The sequence below is a fragment of the Mycobacterium sp. 134 genome (assembly GCF_048282715.1).
Lineage (GTDB): Bacteria > Actinomycetota > Actinomycetes > Mycobacteriales > Mycobacteriaceae > Mycobacterium > Mycobacterium septicum.
This window is the reverse complement of record NZ_JBLVUN010000008.1, coordinates 1,844,053-1,862,136: the sequence shown is the minus strand read 5'-3', so window position 1 is coordinate 1,862,136 and position 18,084 is coordinate 1,844,053. Positions and strand designations below refer to the sequence as shown.

Here is an 18,084-nt window from a genome sequence, read left to right as displayed (position 1 = left end):
CCAAAGGTCGATGCGCGTTCAGCTGAACCGCTGAGCGCGTAGCTCACACCGTCGCCTGCGCAACGGCGATCGCCAGGATTCGCCGAGATGGCGAACCGTCAGTCCACGAGTAGAACACAAGAAGATTGGGTGGTCGTCCTGGTGTCGACGCAGGCAGAGACCCTGCGAGTGCTGGACGAGAGCGAGAATATCTCGCTTTGGTGAAGTAATCAAGCAACGTCGACGCTGGGCGTGTGGCGTTTGCTTCCTCTTGTGTCACTCATCATCAGTTCCTGGCGGCCACACCCGACGTCCAGCGGACGCCCGCTCCGACCGACATCTCCCTGACGGTGAACCCGTTGGCAGTGCCGTAATCAAGGGCCTCATCAGGCAATCCCACCTGGGAACTCATCCCCAGAACCGTGGGCCCGGCCCCGGACAGCACTGCTGCCACTCCACAACGCCGCAGGAGTTGCAGGTATTCCGCCGAGGCCGGCATCGCCGCGGCGCGTTGTGGCTGATGCAACACATCTTGGGTGGCGGCCATCAGCAGATCCGGACGGTCGCTCAACGCCACGACGAGCAGGGCTGCGCGGCTGAGGTTGAATCGCGCGTCGGTGTGACTGACCTGCTCGGGTAGCACCGCGCGGGTCTCCGCAGTGGACGACCGCTGCTGCGGAACCGCGGGAAACAGCCGGATGTCCGGATGAACCCGAATCGGCGCCGCGCGGTAGCGCGGCCTCGCGTCGTCACCGGTCTCGGTCCAGGACACCACGGCTCCGCCCAGCACCGCCGCCGCGGCGTTGTCCGGATGCCCCTCGAACTCACTGGACAGCTGAATCAGCTGTTCCTCGCTCATCGGATCCGAACCAGCCTGTGCGACAAGACCATTGACCACAGCCAGACCTCCGACGACCGCGGCGGCCGAGGATCCGAGCCCACGCGAATGCGGAATCTCGTTGCGGCAGCGCACGATCAGTCCGGCGGCGCGATGGCCGGTGGCCTGCAGACCCGCCTCGATGGCCCGCACCACCAGGTGTGTCGCATCGAGCGGCACCTGGCCCGCACCCTCACCCTCGACCTCCAGCTGAAGGCCGGATTCGGTTGTCTCGACGATGATCTCGTCGTACAGGCTCAACGCCAAGCCCAGGCTGTCGAATCCTGGGCCGAGATTGGCGCTGGACGCCGCGACGACAGCGGTGGCCGTGAGTCCGGCGGGCAGGGTGTTGGTCACCAGGCTCAGACCAGTCCGAGCTTGGCAACGACGGCAACCGGATCCACCGGCACCGCCGTGACGGTGGGCATGTCCTTGAGCGCGGTGTCGGGGTCCTTGAGACCGTTGCCGGTGACCGTGCAGACCACGGTCGAGCCACGCTTGACCCAGCCGTCCTCGATCGACTTGAGCAGACCGGCCACGCTGGCCGCCGACGCGGGTTCGACGAAGACGCCTTCACTGCGCGCGATCAGGTGATACGCCGCCAGGATCTCCTCGTCGGTGGCCGCCAGGAACCGGCCCTTGGACTGCTGCTGGGCCTCGACCGCTCCCGACCACGAGGCCGGCGAACCGATCCGGATGGCGGTGGCGATGGTCTCGGGTTCCTTCACCGGCTCGCCCAACACCAGCGGGGCGGCTCCGGCAGCCTGGGTGCCGAGCATGCGCGGGAGCCGGTCCGACAGACCGTCGCGGTGGTACTCGGTGTAGCCCTTCCAGTAGGCGGTGATGTTGCCCGCGTTGCCCACCGGCAGCGCGTGCACGTCGGGGGCGGTGCCCAGCGCGTCGACGATCTCGAACGCGGCGGTCTTCTGCCCCTCGATGCGGTACGGATTGACCGAGTTCACCAGGGCGATGGTCGGGAAATCGGCGGTGATCTTGCGGGCCAGTTCCAGGCAGTCGTCGAAGTTGCCGTCGACCTGGATGATCTTGGCGCCGTACATGACCGCCTGCGCCAGCTTGCCCATCGCGATCTTGCCCTGCGGGATCAGCACCGCACAGGTGATGCCGGCCTGGGCGGCGTAGGCCGCCGCCGAGGCCGAGGTGTTACCGGTGGAGGCACACATCACGGCCTGCTGTCCGCGGGCCAGCGACTCGGTGACCGCCACGGTCATGCCGCGGTCTTTGAAGGATCCGGTCGGGTTGAGCCCCTCGACCTTGAGATGCACCGTGCAGCCGGTGAGTTCGCTCAGGCGCTTGGCGTGGATGAGTGGCGTGCCGCCCTCCAGCAAGGTGATCGGCGTCCAGTTGTCGCCGACCGGCAGCCGATCGCGGTAGGCCTCGATCAGTCCCGGCCAGGGCCGGTGCACCGGCCCGGCGCTGGTCTTTCCTTGCGTCCCGGGGTTCATGCGTTCGTTCCTTCCATACGCAGCACGCTGTTGATGGTCTGCACCACGTCGAGATCGGCCAGCGCCTCGACGGTTTCCGACAGCGCGGCATCGGTGGCCTGGTGGGTGACGACCACGATGCGTGCACCGCACGGCTGCCCGCCCTCGTCGACCATGCCTTCCTGGCGCACCTCGGCGATGCTGACCTCACGCTTGGCGAATTCGGCTGCCACGGCGGACAACACACCGGGCCGATCCGAGACGTTCATGTTGACGTAGTAGCGGGTGGGGATGAATCCGATCGGGGCGATCGGGAGCTTCGCGTACTTGGATTCCCGCGGACCACGGCCACCCTGGACCCGGTTGCGCGCGGCCATCACGACGTCGCCCATCACGGCCGACGCGGTCGGCGCTCCCCCGGCACCCTGGCCGTAGAACATCAGCCGACCGGCTGCCTCGGCCTCGACCACCACCGCGTTGAAGGCACCGTTGACGGCGGCCAGCGGGTGCGTCAACGGCACCAGCGCCGGGTAGACGCGCGCCGAAACACGTTGCTTGCCTTCGTCACTGGTGAGCCGCTCGCAGATGGCCAGCAGCTTGATGGTGCAACCCAGCGCCCGGGCCGACTCGAAGTCGGCGGCGCTCACCTTGGTGATGCCTTCGCGATAGACGTCGTCGGCGGTCACCCTGGTGTGGAAGGCGATCGAAGCCAGAATCGCCGCCTTGGCCGCGGCATCATAGCCCTCGACATCGGCGGTGGGATCGGCCTCGGCGTAGCCCAGCGCACTGGCATCGGCCAGGGCCGAGTTGTAATCGGCTCCGGTGCTGTCCATCTCGGACAGGATGTAGTTGGTCGTGCCGTTGACGATGCCGGCCACCCGCAGCACCGAATCACCGGCCAGCGACTGGGTCAGCGGGCGGATGACCGGAATGGCACCGGCCACCGCTGCCTCGAAATACAGGTCGACGCGCGCCTTTTCGGCGGCCTGCGCCAGTTCACCGGTGGACTGCGCCATCAGCGCCTTGTTGGCGGTGACCACCGACTTGCCCTGTTCGAGTGCGGCCAGGATGGCCTTGCGGGCCGGCTTCACCGGGCCCATCAACTCGACCACGATGTCGACGTCGTCGCGCGACACCAGTTCGATGATGTCGTCGGTGAGCAGCTCCTTGGGCACCCCACGGTCACCGGAGACCTTGCGCACGCCGATGCCGCGCACCTCGAGCGGCGCACCGATGCGGGCAGCCAGGTCGGCGGCGCTCTCGTTGATGATGCGCACCACTTCGCTGCCGACGTTGCCCAGCCCCAGTACCGCTACGCCGATGGGCTTCTCACTCATTGACCACTCACCTCCAGGCTCAAAAGGTCGTCGACGGTCTCCCGACGGAGCACCAACCGCGTCTTGCCGTCCTTCACTGCCACCACGGCCGGACGGCACAGCAGGTTGTACCGGCTCGACATCGAGTAGCAGTAGGCGCCGGTCGCGGCGACCGCCAGCAGGTCGCCCGGCGCGATGTCATCGGAGACCCAGGTGTCGCGAACGACGATGTCACCGGTCTCGCAGTGCTTTCCGACGATGCGCGCCAGGGCCGCCGATGCGTCGCTGACCCGGGAGACCAGGCGCGCGTCGTACTCGGCGTCATACAGGGCGGGGCGGATGTTGTCGCTCATCCCGCCGTCGACGCTGACGTAGCGCCGCTGCGCGGTGGCGCTGACCGCGACGTCCTTGACGGTGCCGACCTCGTAGAGGGTGATGGTGCCCGGTCCGGCAATGGCGCGGCCCGGCTCCACCACGAGCTTCGGCGTCGGCAGACCGACCGCCTCGGACTCGCTGCGCACGATGGCCAGCAGCTTGTCGGCCAGCTCCTTCATCGGCGGCGGATCATCTTGGGGCACATAGGAAATACCCAGGCCACCACCCAGGTCGATGATCGACATCTGCGAGGTCTTCTCGACACCGAATTCGGAGACGACGTCACGCAGCAGGCCGATCACCCGGTGGGCGGCCAGTTCGAAGCCGGCCACGTCGAAGATCTGGCTGCCGACATGGCAGTGCAGGCCGACCAGCCGCAGGTTGTCGGTGGCGAACACCTTGCGCACCCCGTCCATCGCCGCACCGCTGGCGAGCGACAGGCCGAACTTCTGGTCCTCGTGCGCGGTCGAGATGAACTCGTGGGTGTGCGCCTCCACACCCGGGGTCACCCGGACCAGCACGTCCTGGACGATGCCCGCCGCTCCGGCGACTTCGTCCAGGCGCTCGATCTCGATCAGCGAGTCGACCACCACGTGGCCGACCCCGGCCTTGACGGCGGCAGTCAGCTCCGTGACGGATTTATTGTTGCCGTGCAACGTGATTCGTTCCGGCGGGAACTCCGCGTGCAACGCGACGGCGAGCTCTCCCCCGGTTGCGACGTCGAGCGAGAGGCCTTCCTGGTTGACCCAGCGCGCGATCTCGCTGCACAGGAACGCCTTGGCCGCGTAATGCACATGATCGCCGCCGCCGAACGCCGCGGCGATCTCGCGGCAGCGTGACCGGAAGTCGTCCTCGTCGATCACGAAGAGCGGGGTGCCGTACTCGGCCGCCAACTCGGTGACCGGCACTCCGGCGATCGACACCACGCCGTCGGCGCCGCGAACCAGGTTGCGCGGCCACACATTCGGCGCCAGCAGCAGGATCTCGTCGGGTGACTGCGGCTTGGCGGGTGCACCCGGGTGGTGGATCTCTTCGGCGTGCCGGGGCCCGGCGGGGTGCGCGTTCACATCCGCTCCGGGGCAGTGACGCCGAGGATGGCCAGACCGTTGGCGATCACCTGGCGGGTGGCCTCGCACAGCGCCAACCGCGCCGCGTTCAGGTCGCCCGGTTCCTCATCGCCCTGCGGCAGCACCCGGCAGGCATCGTAGAAGCGGTGGTAGTCGCCGGCCAGGTCTTCCAGGTAGCGGCACACGCGGTGCGGCTCACGCAGCGCGGCAGCGGCTTTGAGCACCCTGGGGAACTCGCCCAGGTTGCGGATCAGGATGCCCTCTTTGTCGTGGGTCAGCAGATCCAGGTGCGCGGTATCGGCGGTGACGCCGAGATCGGCCGCGTTGCGGGCCAGCGCCGACAACCGGGCGTGCGCGTATTGCACGTAATAGACCGGGTTCTCGTTGGACGCGCTGGACCACAGAGCCAGGTCGATGTCGATCGGCGTGTCCACCGAGGAGCGGATGAGTGAGTACCGGGCGGCGTCGACGCCGATGGCCTCGACCAGATCGTCGAGGGTGATGACGGTGCCGGCGCGCTTGCTCATCCGGACCGGCTGGCCGTCGCGGACCAGGTTGACCATCTGGCCGATCAGCACCTCGACGGTGTCCGGGTTGTCACCCAGCGCCGCGGCGGCGGCCTTCAGGCGCGCGATGTAGCCGTGGTGGTCGGCGCCGAGCATGTAGATGCACAGGTCGAACCCGCGCTGGCGCTTGTCCAGGTAGTAGGCGAGGTCGCCGGCGATGTAGGCCGCGTTGCCGTCGCTCTTGATGACGACACGGTCCTTGTCGTCGCCGAATTCGGTGGTGCGCAACCAGGTTGCGCCGTCCTTCTCGTAGATATTGCCGGTCTCGCGCAGCTTGGCGATGGCCTGGTCGACCCGGCCGGACGTGTGCATCGAGTCTTCGTGGGTGTACACGTCGAAGTCGGTGCCGAACTCGTGCAGCGATTCCTTGATGTGGGTGAACATCAGGTCCACACCGATCTCACGGAAGGTTTCCTGCTGCTCGTCGGCGGGCAGGCTCATCACATCGGGCCGCTTGGCCAGCACGGCCGCGGCGATGTCGTTGATGTAGCTGCCGGCGTAGCCGTCCTCCGGGGCCGGTTCGCCCTTGGCCGCGGCGACCAATGAGCGGGCGAACCGGTCGATCTGGGCGCCGTGGTCATTGAAGTAGTACTCGCGGGTGACGTCGGCGCCCTGCGTGGTCAGCAGCCGGCCCAGCGCGTCACCCACGGCGGCCCAGCGGGTCCCGCCGATGTGGATGGGTCCGGTCGGGTTGGCGGAGACGAACTCCAGGTTGACCTTCTCGTTCAGCTCGGCCGAGTTGCCGTACGCCGCGCCCGCGTCGAGCACGTTGGTGATGATGACGCCCTGCGCGGAGGCCTCGATGCGCAGGTTGACGAAGCCGGGACCGGCAACCTCGGCGGCGGCGATGCCGTCAGCAGCGGCCAGCGCGGCGGCCAGCCAGCCGGCCAGCTCGCGCGGATTGACGCCGACCTTCTTACCGAGCTGCAGCGCCAGGTTGGTCGCGTAGTCGCCGTGCTCGAGGTTGCGCGGGCGCTCGACCGTGACGGTGTCGGGCAACGCGGCGGTGTCCAGGTCGTGTTCGGTCAGCACTGCGGCGGCAGTAGCCTTGAGCAGCTCTGCGAGGTCGGCGGGGGTCACGAGGGTCCATCCTATGGTCTGGGGTCCCCGCGCCCCGAATCCGTATTCGCTCTTCCATGCGCTACGCTATGCAAGCCCAATCGGCGCAGCTGATCTTCAGCCCGCGCCCCCGTAGCTCAGGGGATAGAGCGTCTGCCTCCGGAGCAGAAGGCCGCAGGTTCGAATCCTGCCGGGGGCACTCTTCAAAACTCACTCTACCTGCGAAAACAGGTCACACGGGGCTGTTGCTGCCCTTCGTCCACGCCCACGCGGTCAGCCGCCACTCCCCGGCGACTCTGCGCAGCGCGATTGTGAAGACCGCCCCGGTCTGCGTGACCTTCTGACCATTGAGGTCGAACGTCATCGTCGTCGGGACGACGACATACCCGGTATCTCCGTTGGCATCGACATGTCGCGGCTCGCCGAGCGTGACGTGGTAGCCGGACGCACCGAGATGCGCGCCCTCCGCGAGCACGTCGCGCCACCAGTCCCGAGCGGCGGTCGGCCCCTGCCACACGTGCGGCGCCATTCCGTCCAGGATCTGCATCGGATCGGCACAGACTGCTGCCATCGCGTCGACGTCGCCCCGGTTGAACGCGTCGATGTACTGGCGGACCGCCGCCATCGGATCATTCGGCTCAGCCATGCCTAAAACTCTATAGAATATTTTCTATAGAGTTTGAGGGAAGGACGCAGCAGTGATCACTTTGTCCGCAGAAGAGCAGGCCATCGTCAGTACCGTCCGCGACTTCGTCGACAAGCAGGTCCGGCCCGTGGTCCGCGAACTCGAGCACGCCAACACCTACCCCGAAGAGCTCATCGAGGCGATGAAGGAGATGGGCATTTTCGGGCTCGCGATCCCGGAACCGTATGGCTTCGCCGCTGTTTCGATGCCGTGCTACGCCCAGGTCACCGAGGAACTCGCGCGCGGCTGGATGAGCCTGGCCGGCGCGATGGGCGGGCACACCGTGGTCTCCAAGCTGCTGCTGCAGTTCGGCACCGAGGAGCAGAAGCAGAAATACCTCCCCCGGATGGCCACCGGTGAGCTCCGCGCGACGATGGCCCTGACCGAACCCGGTGGCGGCTCCGACCTGCAGGCCATGCGGACGGTCGCGACAGAGGACGCGTCGGGCTATGTGATCAACGGGTCGAAGACCTGGATCAGCAATGCCCGCAAGGCGGGCCTGGTCGCGCTGCTGTGCAAGACCGATCCGGCCGCGACCCCCGCCCACAAGGGGGTCTCGATCCTGTTGGTGGAGAAGGTCCCCGGCTTCACGGTCTCGAAGGACCTGCCGAAACTGGGTTACAAGGGCGTCGAGAGCTGTGAGATCAATTTCGTTGACTGCCAAGTGGGTTCGGATGCGCTGCTGGGCGGAGTCGAAGGACGTGGCTTCGCGCAGATGATGAAGGGACTCGAGGTCGGCCGGATCCAGGTCGCGGCCCGGGCAACCGGTGTGGCCCGGGCCGCCTTCGATGACGCACTTCAGTACGCGCAGGACCGGGAGAGCTTCGGGGTGCCGATCTGGCAGCACCAGTCGGTCGGCAACATGCTGGCCGACATGGGCACCAAGCTCTACGCCGCCCGCAGCCTGCTGCTCGACGCGGCCGAGCGGATCGACGCAGGCGGCCGCTGCGACATGGAGGCCGGCATGGCCAAGCTGTTCGCCTCCGAGACCGCGATGGAGATCGCGCTCAACGCGGTACGTATCCACGGCGGCTACGGCTACTCCACCGAGTACGACGTCGAACGCTACTTCCGCGACGCGCCACTGATGATCGTCGGCGAGGGCACCAACGAGATCCAGCGCGGAGTGATCGCCAAGCAGTTGGTCAAACGCGGCGGACTCGACATCTGAGGCGCGCCATGACCGGAAACTCGAAGAGACCCGTGCCGATGCGGTTGTCCGACGTCGCCTCGGCCCACGTTCGCGAACTCATCGTTTCGGGGCAGCTGCATTCCGGAGAGTTCATCCGACCGGAGACGGTCGCCGATGAACTCGGGATCAGCGCCACCCCGGCGCGCGAAGGCCTGCTCCAACTGCAGACCGAGGGCTTTCTGTCCGTGGAGCCTCGACGCGGTTTCATGGTGACCGCGCTGTCCAGCGACGACATCCGCGACATCTATGACGCCCAGGCACTGTTGGGCGGTGAGCTCACGGCCCGGACTGCCGCCACGATCACGCCGACCGCGGTCGACGAACTCGAACACATCCAGGAGGCGCTCGAACGTGCCGCTGCCGCGAACGATTTCGACGAAGAGGAACGCCTGAACCATCAGTTCCACGCTCTGATCTACCAGCTGAGCGGATCGCGCAAGATGCGCTGGCTGATCAAGACGACGCTGGCATACGCACCGCGTAAGTTCTTCGCCGCGGTGGAAGGGTGGCCCGAAGCCTCGGCCCAGGATCACCGCGCCATCATCGAGCACCTGCGGACCAACGACCCGGAGAAGGCCCGCGCCGCGATGGCCCGGCACATCCGCAATGCCGGGGCGCTACTCGCCGAGCACTTGGCACAGAACGACGGCTCCGCCTGATCGCCACTTCACCAAACTGTGCAGTTTTGGCAAACGAATGTTTGAATCCACACCCGCGCAAAAAAAGTCTTTAGCAAACTGTGCCAAAGGTATACAGTTGCCCCAACGTTTCAGCATTCCTTCAGGGGGGACACAAGCATGCAGAAGTTCGTCGCAGCGGCGGTGGCCGCCGGTGCCTTGAGCGCCGGACTCGCACTCGCCGCGCCGGCCGCGGCGGCACCGAACTGCTCCGACATCGTCGACAAGATCAACAGCGAGGACGGCTACACGCCGACCAGCGGTGAGAAGTGGTCCTGCGCAACCGAGATCCAGGCGAACAAGTGGGCGACGTTCCCGGGCAGCATCACCGGTAAGTGGGGCAGCTTCCCCGCCGACACCGCCGACAAGTGGGCCAATGCCCCCGGCGATGTCGCCAAGAAGTGGAACGACTTCCCCAAGAACCTGAAAGATAAGTGGACCGGGGGCGGTGACGAAGCGGAGTAATCCTCCGAACACCGCCTCACATCAGTGGTGATCCGTTTACAGCGGGTCACCACTGATCTGTCTATGGTCCTTCGTCTGCCCCCACCCCGAGCGCGGCGAGCAGCGCCTCCCGATGCGCGACGAACTCGGGATTGCGATACGTGCGGGCATCCGGCGTTTGGAAGTCCAGGTGACGATCGACGACGAACGATCCGCCATCGAGGACCAGGACCCGGTCGGCCAAGGTGACCGCCTCGTCGACATCGTGGGTCACCAGGAGCACCCCGGGTTCGTATTTCGCACACAGTTCCTTGAGCAGGTGATGCATGCGAACCCGGGTGAGGGCGTCGAGCGCCCCGAAGGGTTCATCGGCCAGCAGCAGCGCGGGGTTGCGCACCAGCGACCGGGCCAGCGCCACCCGTTGTTGTTCACCGCCGGACAGTTCGTACGGCCAGGCCTGTTCGCGTCCGGCCAGGCCGACATCGGCGAGCACCGTGCTGGCCCGCTGCCTCACCTCGCGACCGGACAAACCGAGCGCGACGTTGTCGAGTACCCGCGCCCACGGCAGCAGCCGCGAGTCCTGGAACACCACCGACACATCGCGGGCGACGAACAGGTCCCCTGTTCCGGCGACTCCGTGGTCCAGCCCGGCCAGCGCGCGCAGCAGCGTGCTCTTGCCGGAGCCGCTGCGGCCCAGCAGGGCCACGAACTCGCCCTTGCGGATGGTGAGGTCCACCGCGTCGAGAATCGTTGTGCCACCGAATGATCGGCTGAGCTCCCGGACGACGGCGACTTCCTCGGTCAGGTTCCCAGTGCGCGCCGCCACGACAACGCTCTCCTCTCGATGGCCCGGACCGCGTAGTCGCCGGTGAGTCCGAACACCGCGTAGACCAGCAGGCCCACCACCACCACGTCCAGCTGCCCGTACAGCCGGGCCTGGGTCATCAGATAGCCGATGCCACTGGTGGCGTTGACCTGTTCGACCACCACCAGCGCGGTCCACGAGATGGTGACCGCGAGCCGCAGCCCGGTGAAGAAACCGGGAAGGGCACCGGGGATGGCCACCTTGCGGATGAACTGACTGCGGGAAAGCCCAACGGTTTCAGCAAGTTCGACGTGGCGCAGGTCGACACCCTTGAGCTGTGCGGTGGTGTTGATGTAGACGGGGATCAGCACGCTGGTCGCGATGATGATGATCTTCATGGTGTCGCCGATCCCGAACCAGATGATCGCGAGCGGGATGATGGCCAGGGTCGGCACCGCCCGCTTGACCTGGATGGGCCCGTCGACGATGGCCTCGCCGATGCGGCTCAACCCTGAGATCAACGCGAGCACCAGACCCAATGCCACGCCGATCGCCAATGAGATCGATGCCAGCTTGAGCGAGGCGAGGATGTTCGTGGGCAACCGGCCGTCCGACCACATCTCGCCGATCGTGCGCACGATGTCCAGCGGGTGCGGCAGGGTACGCGGATCCAGGATGCCCAGCTGCGAGGTGACGATCCAGACGACGACCAGCAGAAGCGGTCCGATGGCCAACGACGCGGGGATGGCCCGGCCCCAGCCGCCGGCGGCGCTGCGTGCCCGACCGGTGTTCCAGATGCGGATAGTCCTGGCGTCCGGCGGCACCCGCCCCCAATGTCACCGCCGAAGCGGGCGCCGTCTGGACGGCGGTCACTGTTTACCCGTCGACGTCGCGTTCAGATCGGCGAACCGGGAATCGAATTCCTCCTTGGCGTGCAACTCTTTCCCGGAGAATGCACCCGCCTGCTGCAGCAGGTCGATCGTCTCCTGCTGGGTGTTGATGAGCTCATCGGTGAAGCCCGGCACCGAGGACTTTCCGTCGGCCGCGGCGATGGCCTTGGCGTCCTCGGGGCTGACCTTCTGATCCTTGATCAGGTACTCGTCGATCCAGGTCTGCTTGTTGTCGTTGAGCCATTGTTCGGCGCGGTACCAGGCGATCACGAATTCGCGGATGGCCGCCGCGCGAGCCGGGTCGGACAACGCTTCCTGGCTGGCGTAGACGTAGTACAGGCCGGGGTAGGCACCTGGGGCGTTCGGGATTTCGATGCTGCCCTCCCCCTGCGTGGAAGCGAGGTACCGGACGCGGTCGGGTTGCTTGAGCACCGCGGCGTTGACCTGCTCGGCACGCAGGCCGTCGGCGAACTCGGCCAGACCCAGATTGATCGGCTGCACGTCCTTGATGCTCAGGCCTGCGGACTTCAGGTTGCGTAGCACGACCGCCTGCTGCGCGGTGCCCTCGTTGATCGCAATCTTCTTGCCGGCCAGGTCTTTCAGCGATTTGATGCCCGATCCCGGTGAGGTTGCCAGCACCAGCCCGTTCCCGTCGTATTTCACCGCCCCGACGATGGGCACCCCGGCGTCCGAATACTGCGCGAGGATCGGCGGGACATCACCGACCCGGCCCAGTTGCGCGTTGCCCGACCGGATCGCCTCCAGGCGCAGCGGTCCGCTGCTGAAGTTGGCGTAGGTCACGTCGGCGCTGAGCCGGTCCTGCTCACCGGAGAGTTTGAACAATGTCTTGAGCCGGTTCGCGTCGTCGGCCACCACCAGGCTGGTTCCCGCCGGAACCGCCACCGGAATCGGTGCGTCGGCGGACAGTCCGCCGCTGCCTTGCGTCCCGGATCCAGACGACTGGCAACCGGCCACCACGACCGCGACGAGGCCGGCGGCCAGGATCACCCGGGTCAAGCGGGTCAACGGATTACGCATGTCTGGTTCCCTGTCAGCTCGCGGCCGACACGGAAGCGTCCGCGCCGGTGGTGAATCGGTTGGCCGGCCGGTCCAAACCGAGGTGGTCACGGAGTGTGCTGCCGGTGTATTCCTCGCGGAAGATGCCGCGGCGCTGCAACTCTGGGACGACGTGGTCGACGAACTCGGTCAGTGAGGACGGCAGCGCGGGCGGGATGAGATTGAAACCGTCAGCGGCGCCGGTGGTGAACCATTCCTGGATGGTGTCGGCCACCTGTTCGGGCGTGCCGGCGAACAATCGATGTCCCCGACCACTGCTGAGCCGCAGCAACAACTCCCGGACGGTGAGGTTGTCGGTCTCGACCAACCGCTTCACCAGGGAGAGCCGGCTCTTGATGAAGGTGTCGCCCGGATCCTCGGACGGGAAGCTCAGTTTCCGGTCGAGATCGTCCTTGGTGACCGCGAATCCGACGATGGCGCTCAGTTGTTCGAGCCCGTAATCGGGCACGGTGAGTTCTTCGAACTCGCGTTGACGCTCGCGCGCCTCGGCTTCGGTGCCACCGATGATCGTCGACAACCCGGGCAGAATGTGCACCTGGTCCGGGTTGCGACCGAACCGGCGGATCCGGGCCTTGACGTCGCGGTAGAAGTCGCGAGCCTCGTCCAGCGTGGGCTGCGCGGTGAAGATGGCCTCGGCGTATCTGGCCGCGAGATCCTTACCGGGCTCGGACGATCCGGCCTGGAACAGCACTGGATGCCCTTGCGGGGAGCGCGGCACCTCCAACGGCCCGGCCACGTCGAAATGCGGGCCGGAGTGGTTGATCGCGTGGATCTTGGCCGGATCCACGAACCGTGGCGCGACCTTGTCTCCGACGATGGCGTCGTCTTCCCAGCTGTCCCACAACTTCAACGCGACCTGGAGGAACTCGTCGGCGCGCTGGTACCGAGCCGCCGGGTCCGGGTGGTTCGGCACCCCGAAGTTGGCCGCGGCCGAGGCATTGGCGGTCGTCACGACGTTCCAGCCGGCCCGGCCGCGGCTCACGTGGTCGAGTGTGGCGAACCGCCGCGCCAGACCGTACGGGTCGTTGTAGGTGGTGGACGCTGTCGCGATCAGCCCGACGTTGGTGGTGGCCCCGGCCAGCGCCGAGACCAGGGTGATCGGGTCGAGCGCGTCGAACGGGCGAAACTCGGTCTGGTCCTTGAGGACTGGATGGTCGGCGAAGAAAACCGCGTCGAGCTTGCCGCGCTCGGCGATGCGGGCCAGTTCGATGTAGTGGCCGATGTCGGTGATACCCGACAGATCGGTCTCGGGGAGACGCCACGCCGCTTCGTGCTGGCCGATGTTGCGCAGGAATGCGTTGAGGTGCAACTGCCTTGCGGGCGCAGCCATTGCGACGAGCTCCTTTGGTCGGTGAACCGGGCTGCGTCTATTTCAGGGGGACGGGCTGTGCTCCGAGAACAGTTAAGATCAGCGAAATTCCAGCTAACCCGCAGACAGCACACGAGCGTGCGGCTTGTCTGCCGCACGCTCGTGAGTGAAGTTGGTGCCGTCGGTCGGGGTTCAGCCCAGGCCGGTCCACTTCTTCAGGACCTTGCCCGGGAAGCCTCCCCATTTCTCGGCGGTCTTGCCGGGGAACGTCGCCCACTTCTCGGCGGTCTTGCCAGGGAAACCCGTCCACTTCTCGGCGGTCTCACCCGGGAACTTGGTCCATTTGTCGACGACGGGAATGTCGGGCAGATCAACCCCGCCGGTCAAGGATTTCTCGGCGGCGTCGGTGATGGCATCGGTGACCGACGAAGACACACGGTCACACGGCGAGCACCCGACGGTGCTGTTGCCCTTGGAATCGGCCGACGCCGGCGCGGACAGCGCCACCGCGGCGCCGACGGCCCCCGCGGCGAGGGTCGTGGCGATCAAACTCTTCTGGATCATGGGGTCCCCAACTGTCGTGTCCGACGCCGCCTGACGGCGACGCCAAATCGACACGCTAGTCCCAGAACCCAGCTCACGTCCTGCCGTGCCAGACGCCCGAGATCGTTTGCTGTAGCTGCGCGGGCCCGGGGTGGCGCCCGGCCACAGCCGATTGCACCAGACCGGACCGGTCACCCCGGCCGAACAGCAGGTAACCGCCGGGTTAACAGTCCCTCGGCATGCCCATCTACCATGCGCTTCCTCGGCATTCGAGCGCGCTGCAGACAGCTCACCTCGAAGGTGACAACACCGGGAAGCGCATCGCGATTTCGAGACCCAGACTACGTCGCAGGCCACGGATGATCTTGCTCACTTTTTGCTGGGGTGACCTGGCCCGGACAGCTCATTCGAAGACCTTTGCCACCTCGGCCACTCGGCGCAACTGGTCGATATCGGAGCTGGTGGGGATCAGGTGCACCTCGTCGGTACCGATGTCCTCGAACTTGCCGAGCACCTCGATGAGTTGTTCTTCGGTACCGGCCCACCCGGTCATGGGAGCCATGGCGTCGACGTATTCGGCCGGGATCCAGTTCATGTACCGGCGCAGGTGCCGATGCACCTGGGCGCGGGCCTCTTCGGGCTTGCCGAGAGCGAACCAGAAGGAGGTGGCCAGGTGCGGCTTGGGTTTGCCGGCCTCGGCCCAGGCGGTGCGGGCGACGTCGAACAACTCGGCCTGGCGGGTCAGATCCAGGTCCAGTGTCGTGCCTGCCACGCCGTCGGCCCAGGCCGCGGCGTCACGGATGGTCTTGGGCCCGATGGAACCGATCTGCAGGGGCGGCCCGCCGGTCTGAACCGGAGATGGCCCGACCGGAAGCACCGAGTCGGTGACCTTCTCCCCTGCCCAGACCCGTTTCATCACCGCGACGCGCTCCGCCATGCCCCGCCGGGTCTGGGACGCCGGGTCGGCGCCGACCGCGTGGTAGTCCTCGTGGCGGCCGCCGACCCCGATGCCCACGGTCAACCGCCCGCCGCTGAGCAGATCGCCGGTCGCCAGGCCCTTGGCCAGCATCACCGGATCGTGGAGCTGCGGCACCACCACCGTGGTCACCAGCCGCACGCGGTCGGTCCACGCCGCCAGGGCGCCCAGCAGCGTCAGGCTGTCGGGGTTGTCGAAGGCGATGCGCTCGCCCCAGCACAGCGACGAGAACGGGCCTCCGTCGATGACGTGCGCCCAGGACCGCAGCGTCGTCGCATCCAACTGAGGTTCCATGACCGGCATCGTCATACCCACGCGCACGCAGGGATTCTGTCACGTCCAGGTGGCAGCATGATCCTTATGGCCATCACCACGTCCTCGGTCGCCCACGTGCGGCTGACGGTCACCGATATCGAACGGTCCCGGCAGTTCTACGAGAGCGTTTTCGGCTGGCCGATTCTGATCGAACTGCCGCAGGACGCCGACGCCACCACCCGCGCCCGGCTCAGTTTCCTGTCCGGCGGGGTCATCTACGACGCCGGGGCAACGCTGATCGGCCTGCGCCCGGTCGGGCGCGACGCGTTCGACGAGAACCGAACGGGATTGGACCACTTGGCCTTCCGGCTCAAGAGCCTCGACGAGCTGAACGACGCCGCGCAACACCTCGACGATCTGGGCGTCGGACACGAAGCCGTCAAGGACATCGGGCCCTCCTACATCCTGGAATTCCGCGACCCCGACAACATCGCCTTGGAGCTCACCGCACCGAAGTAGATCCCCGACCCCGGGGGATATCCCCCACCCGGGTCTGGGGAAAACGCTGTGTCGCCGGGCCGCGCAACTTCGTAGGTTGAAGGGCATGGTCGCAACAAGCGAAACCGCCCTGCCCGCCCCGGCCGAGCCGGCTGCTGAGTCCGTGACGGCACCACGCAACATCGGCCTCGTGCCGACCGCGTCGATGATCACCGGCGCGGCAGTGGCACTGGTGTGGTTCTGGATTCCGTTGTCCATCATGGTCATCGGGGTCTCCTCGATCCCTTCGGTGATCGGATTCCTGCTCTCCGGGGTGGTCTTCATCTACCTGATGCGCGGTGTCGAGTGGGTCGAGCGAACGCGCAGCGAAGCGGTGTTCGGCCTCGGTATCGGGATTCCGCCGCGTCAGCTGTCACCTCACACGGGGTTCCAGGGCTGGGCACACCAGCTGTGGCTGGACATCAGCAGTACCCGGTTCTGGAAGGGCGTCTGCCACAACTACCTGCGGATGACCTACGACATGCTGGCCACCGGCCTCGCGTTCGCCTTGCTCACCTTCACGTTCGTAGGACCGGCCGCGGCCATCGCGATCCGGCAGAGCGACAACGACGCCGGTCTGATCTTCCTCTCGCCGCCGATCGCCGTGCTGCTGGCGATCGTCGCCGTCGCCGCCGCGATTGCCATCCTGATCTTCGCCCCGGCCATGGATGCCGCGATCGACCGATGGCTCTTGTCCCCCTCGTCCACCGCAGCCCTGGAGTACCAGGTGAACGCGCTCGCCGATGCGCGGAAGGGCGCGGTCTCCTCGGCGCAGACCGAGCGCCACCGCATCGAACGCGATCTGCACGACAGCGTGCAACCCCGGCTGGTCTCCCTGGCGATGACGATCGGGCTGGCCCAGACCAAGCTGGATTCGGATCCGCCCGCCGCCAGGGCGCTGATCGCCGAGGCGCATGACGATGCCAAGAGCGCACTGGTGGAACTACGCAACGTGGTGCGCGGTATCGCCCCGACGATCCTGTCGGACCGAGGTCTTGACGCCGCGTTGTCCTCGGTGGTGCAGCGGACCGAGACCTCGGGAGTACCAACCACATTGCACATCGATCTGCCGCGCAGGCTGCCCGACGAAGTGGAGTCGGTCGCCTACTTCGTGGTCGCCGAGGCCTTGACCAACGTCGCCAAACACGCCGGAGCCTCTCAGGCCGTGGTCACCGTCCGATTGGACGACACCGCCAACGTGCTGCACGTTTCGGTGTTCGACGACGGTCAGGGCGGCGCGGTCGTCGACGCCGGCGAGAACGCCACCGGCCTGCGCGGGCTGGACGAACGAGTGCGCGCGGCAGGCGGAACGTTCGCGGTGTCCAGCCCGGCCACGGGCCCGACGATCATCACGGCGGTGCTGCCATGCGGATCGTGATCGCCGAGGACTCGGCGCTGCTGCGGGCAGGCATCGAACGGATCCTGGCCGACGCCGGGCACGAGATCGTCGCCGGGGTGCCCGACGCCACAAACCTGCTGCGACTGGTCAACGAGCATCACCCAGACCTGGCCATCCTCGACGTCCGGATGCCGCCCACGTTCACCGACGAGGGCATCCGCGCGGCAGCGCTGCTGCGCAGCCAGAACCCAGAGTCCCCCGTGCTGGTGCTCTCCCACTACGTCGAAGAGCGCTACGCGGCCGATCTGATCACCTCCGACACCAGAGGATTCGGCTACCTGCTCAAAGACCGGGTGGCCGATGTGCCGGCGTTCCTCGACGCCGTCGCCGTGGTGGGCGGCGGCGGCACGGTGCTCGATCCCGAGGTGGTGTCACAGATCCTGGTCCGGTCGGCCCGCCGTAGCGCCCTGAGCCAGCTGACCCCGCGTGAGCGCGATGTCCTGCAACTGATGGCCGAGGGCAAGACGAACTCGGCGATCGCTGCCGCCCTGCACGTCTCGGTCGGCTCGGCCGAGAAGCACATCGCCTCGATCTTCACGAAATTCGACCTCGCTCCCGACGAGAGCGAGAACCGCCGGGTGCTGGCGGTGCTGCGTTACCTCGAGACCTAGACC

General features: G+C 66.8%; 18 protein-coding genes and 1 tRNA gene. 7 read left to right on the top strand and 12 right to left on the bottom strand.

Going from position 1 to position 18,084, the window contains the following annotated elements:
* Positions 1-265: 265 nt before the first annotated feature.
* Genes thrB through argS form a run of 5 tightly spaced genes read right to left on the bottom strand, consistent with a single transcriptional unit; the run spans position 266 to position 6,702 of the window.
* Positions 266-1,213 carry a homoserine kinase gene (gene thrB / locus ACNQVK_RS13740; protein WP_418029956.1) on the bottom strand — a complete coding sequence of 316 codons (948 nt, stop codon included), beginning with the start codon at positions 1,211-1,213 and terminating at the stop codon, positions 266-268.
* Between the two features lie 5 nt (positions 1,214-1,218).
* Positions 1,219-2,319: a threonine synthase gene (gene thrC, locus ACNQVK_RS13735; protein ID WP_418029954.1), complete on the bottom strand. Its 1,101-nt coding sequence runs from the start codon at positions 2,317-2,319 to the stop codon at positions 1,219-1,221.
* Positions 2,316-3,635, bottom strand: coding sequence for a homoserine dehydrogenase (locus ACNQVK_RS13730; protein WP_418029953.1), 1,320 nt, complete (start codon positions 3,633-3,635; stop codon positions 2,316-2,318). Before ACNQVK_RS13730 ends, thrC begins: the two co-directional genes overlap by 4 nt.
* Positions 3,632-5,017 carry a diaminopimelate decarboxylase gene (gene lysA / locus ACNQVK_RS13725; RefSeq protein WP_418034158.1) on the bottom strand — a complete coding sequence of 462 codons (1,386 nt, stop codon included), beginning with the start codon at positions 5,015-5,017 and terminating at the stop codon, positions 3,632-3,634. Before lysA ends, ACNQVK_RS13730 begins: the two co-directional genes overlap by 4 nt.
* Positions 5,018-5,052: 35 nt before the next feature.
* Entirely contained in the window at positions 5,053-6,702 is a 1,650-nt protein-coding gene (argS, locus tag ACNQVK_RS13720; protein ID WP_418029952.1) for an arginine--tRNA ligase, read from the bottom strand.
* 105 nt (positions 6,703-6,807) lie between these two features.
* Between argS and ACNQVK_RS13715 the strand changes: the two genes are divergently transcribed.
* Positions 6,808-6,880 (top strand) — tRNA-Arg (locus tag ACNQVK_RS13715).
* 33 nt (positions 6,881-6,913) lie between these two features.
* Here ACNQVK_RS13715 and ACNQVK_RS13710 read toward each other — a convergent pair.
* The gene (locus ACNQVK_RS13710) at positions 6,914-7,327 is read right to left on the bottom strand and encodes a YybH family protein (RefSeq protein ID WP_418029951.1); all 414 of its coding nucleotides are present in this window, start codon (positions 7,325-7,327) and stop codon (positions 6,914-6,916) included.
* Between the two features lie 52 nt (positions 7,328-7,379).
* On the opposite strand from ACNQVK_RS13710, the gene ACNQVK_RS13705 reads away from it, so the two are divergent.
* The 3 genes from ACNQVK_RS13705 to ACNQVK_RS13695 all read left to right on the top strand — a co-directional run bounded on the left by ACNQVK_RS13705 (position 7,380) and on the right by ACNQVK_RS13695 (position 9,700).
* Positions 7,380-8,537 (top strand): acyl-CoA dehydrogenase family protein, encoded by a 1,158-nt coding sequence (locus ACNQVK_RS13705; RefSeq protein ID WP_418029950.1) that lies wholly within the window; start codon positions 7,380-7,382, stop codon positions 8,535-8,537.
* Positions 8,538-8,545: 8 nt separating this feature from the next.
* Complete coding sequence (locus tag ACNQVK_RS13700; RefSeq protein WP_418029949.1) at positions 8,546-9,217, top strand: GntR family transcriptional regulator; 672 nt, start codon at positions 8,546-8,548, stop codon at positions 9,215-9,217.
* 138 nt (positions 9,218-9,355) lie between these two features.
* The gene (locus ACNQVK_RS13695) at positions 9,356-9,700 is read left to right on the top strand and encodes a hypothetical protein (RefSeq protein WP_409552998.1); all 345 of its coding nucleotides are present in this window, start codon (positions 9,356-9,358) and stop codon (positions 9,698-9,700) included.
* 61 nt (positions 9,701-9,761) lie between these two features.
* On the opposite strand, the gene ACNQVK_RS13690 is transcribed toward ACNQVK_RS13695, so the two are convergent.
* The 6 genes from ACNQVK_RS13690 to ACNQVK_RS13665 all read right to left on the bottom strand — a co-directional run bounded on the left by ACNQVK_RS13690 (position 9,762) and on the right by ACNQVK_RS13665 (position 15,588).
* Entirely contained in the window at positions 9,762-10,505 is a 744-nt protein-coding gene (locus ACNQVK_RS13690; protein ID WP_418029948.1) for an ABC transporter ATP-binding protein, read from the bottom strand.
* Complete coding sequence (locus ACNQVK_RS13685; RefSeq protein WP_418029947.1) at positions 10,481-11,308, bottom strand: ABC transporter permease; 828 nt, start codon at positions 11,306-11,308, stop codon at positions 10,481-10,483. Before ACNQVK_RS13685 ends, ACNQVK_RS13690 begins: the two co-directional genes overlap by 25 nt.
* Before the next feature lie 45 nt (positions 11,309-11,353).
* Complete coding sequence (locus tag ACNQVK_RS13680; protein ID WP_418029946.1) at positions 11,354-12,412, bottom strand: ABC transporter substrate-binding protein; 1,059 nt, start codon at positions 12,410-12,412, stop codon at positions 11,354-11,356.
* Between the two features lie 13 nt (positions 12,413-12,425).
* Positions 12,426-13,781 (bottom strand): LLM class flavin-dependent oxidoreductase, encoded by a 1,356-nt coding sequence (locus ACNQVK_RS13675; protein WP_418029945.1) that lies wholly within the window; start codon positions 13,779-13,781, stop codon positions 12,426-12,428.
* A gap of 171 nt (positions 13,782-13,952) precedes the next feature.
* The gene (locus tag ACNQVK_RS13670; protein ID WP_090428564.1) at positions 13,953-14,324 is read right to left on the bottom strand and encodes a hypothetical protein; all 372 of its coding nucleotides are present in this window, start codon (positions 14,322-14,324) and stop codon (positions 13,953-13,955) included.
* 382 nt (positions 14,325-14,706) lie between these two features.
* Positions 14,707-15,588: an LLM class flavin-dependent oxidoreductase gene (locus tag ACNQVK_RS13665; protein WP_418034157.1), complete on the bottom strand. Its 882-nt coding sequence runs from the start codon at positions 15,586-15,588 to the stop codon at positions 14,707-14,709.
* 51 nt (positions 15,589-15,639) lie between these two features.
* Between ACNQVK_RS13665 and ACNQVK_RS13660 the strand changes: the two genes are divergently transcribed.
* From ACNQVK_RS13660 to ACNQVK_RS13650, 3 genes are all read left to right on the top strand, one after another.
* The gene (locus ACNQVK_RS13660) at positions 15,640-16,053 is read left to right on the top strand and encodes a VOC family protein (protein ID WP_418029944.1); all 414 of its coding nucleotides are present in this window, start codon (positions 15,640-15,642) and stop codon (positions 16,051-16,053) included.
* 85 nt (positions 16,054-16,138) lie between these two features.
* Entirely contained in the window at positions 16,139-17,449 is a 1,311-nt protein-coding gene (locus ACNQVK_RS13655) for a sensor histidine kinase (protein ID WP_418029943.1), read from the top strand.
* The gene (locus tag ACNQVK_RS13650) at positions 17,437-18,081 is read left to right on the top strand and encodes a response regulator transcription factor (protein WP_418029942.1); all 645 of its coding nucleotides are present in this window, start codon (positions 17,437-17,439) and stop codon (positions 18,079-18,081) included. Before ACNQVK_RS13655 ends, ACNQVK_RS13650 begins: the two co-directional genes overlap by 13 nt.
* The last annotated feature ends 3 nt before the right edge of the window (positions 18,082-18,084 follow it).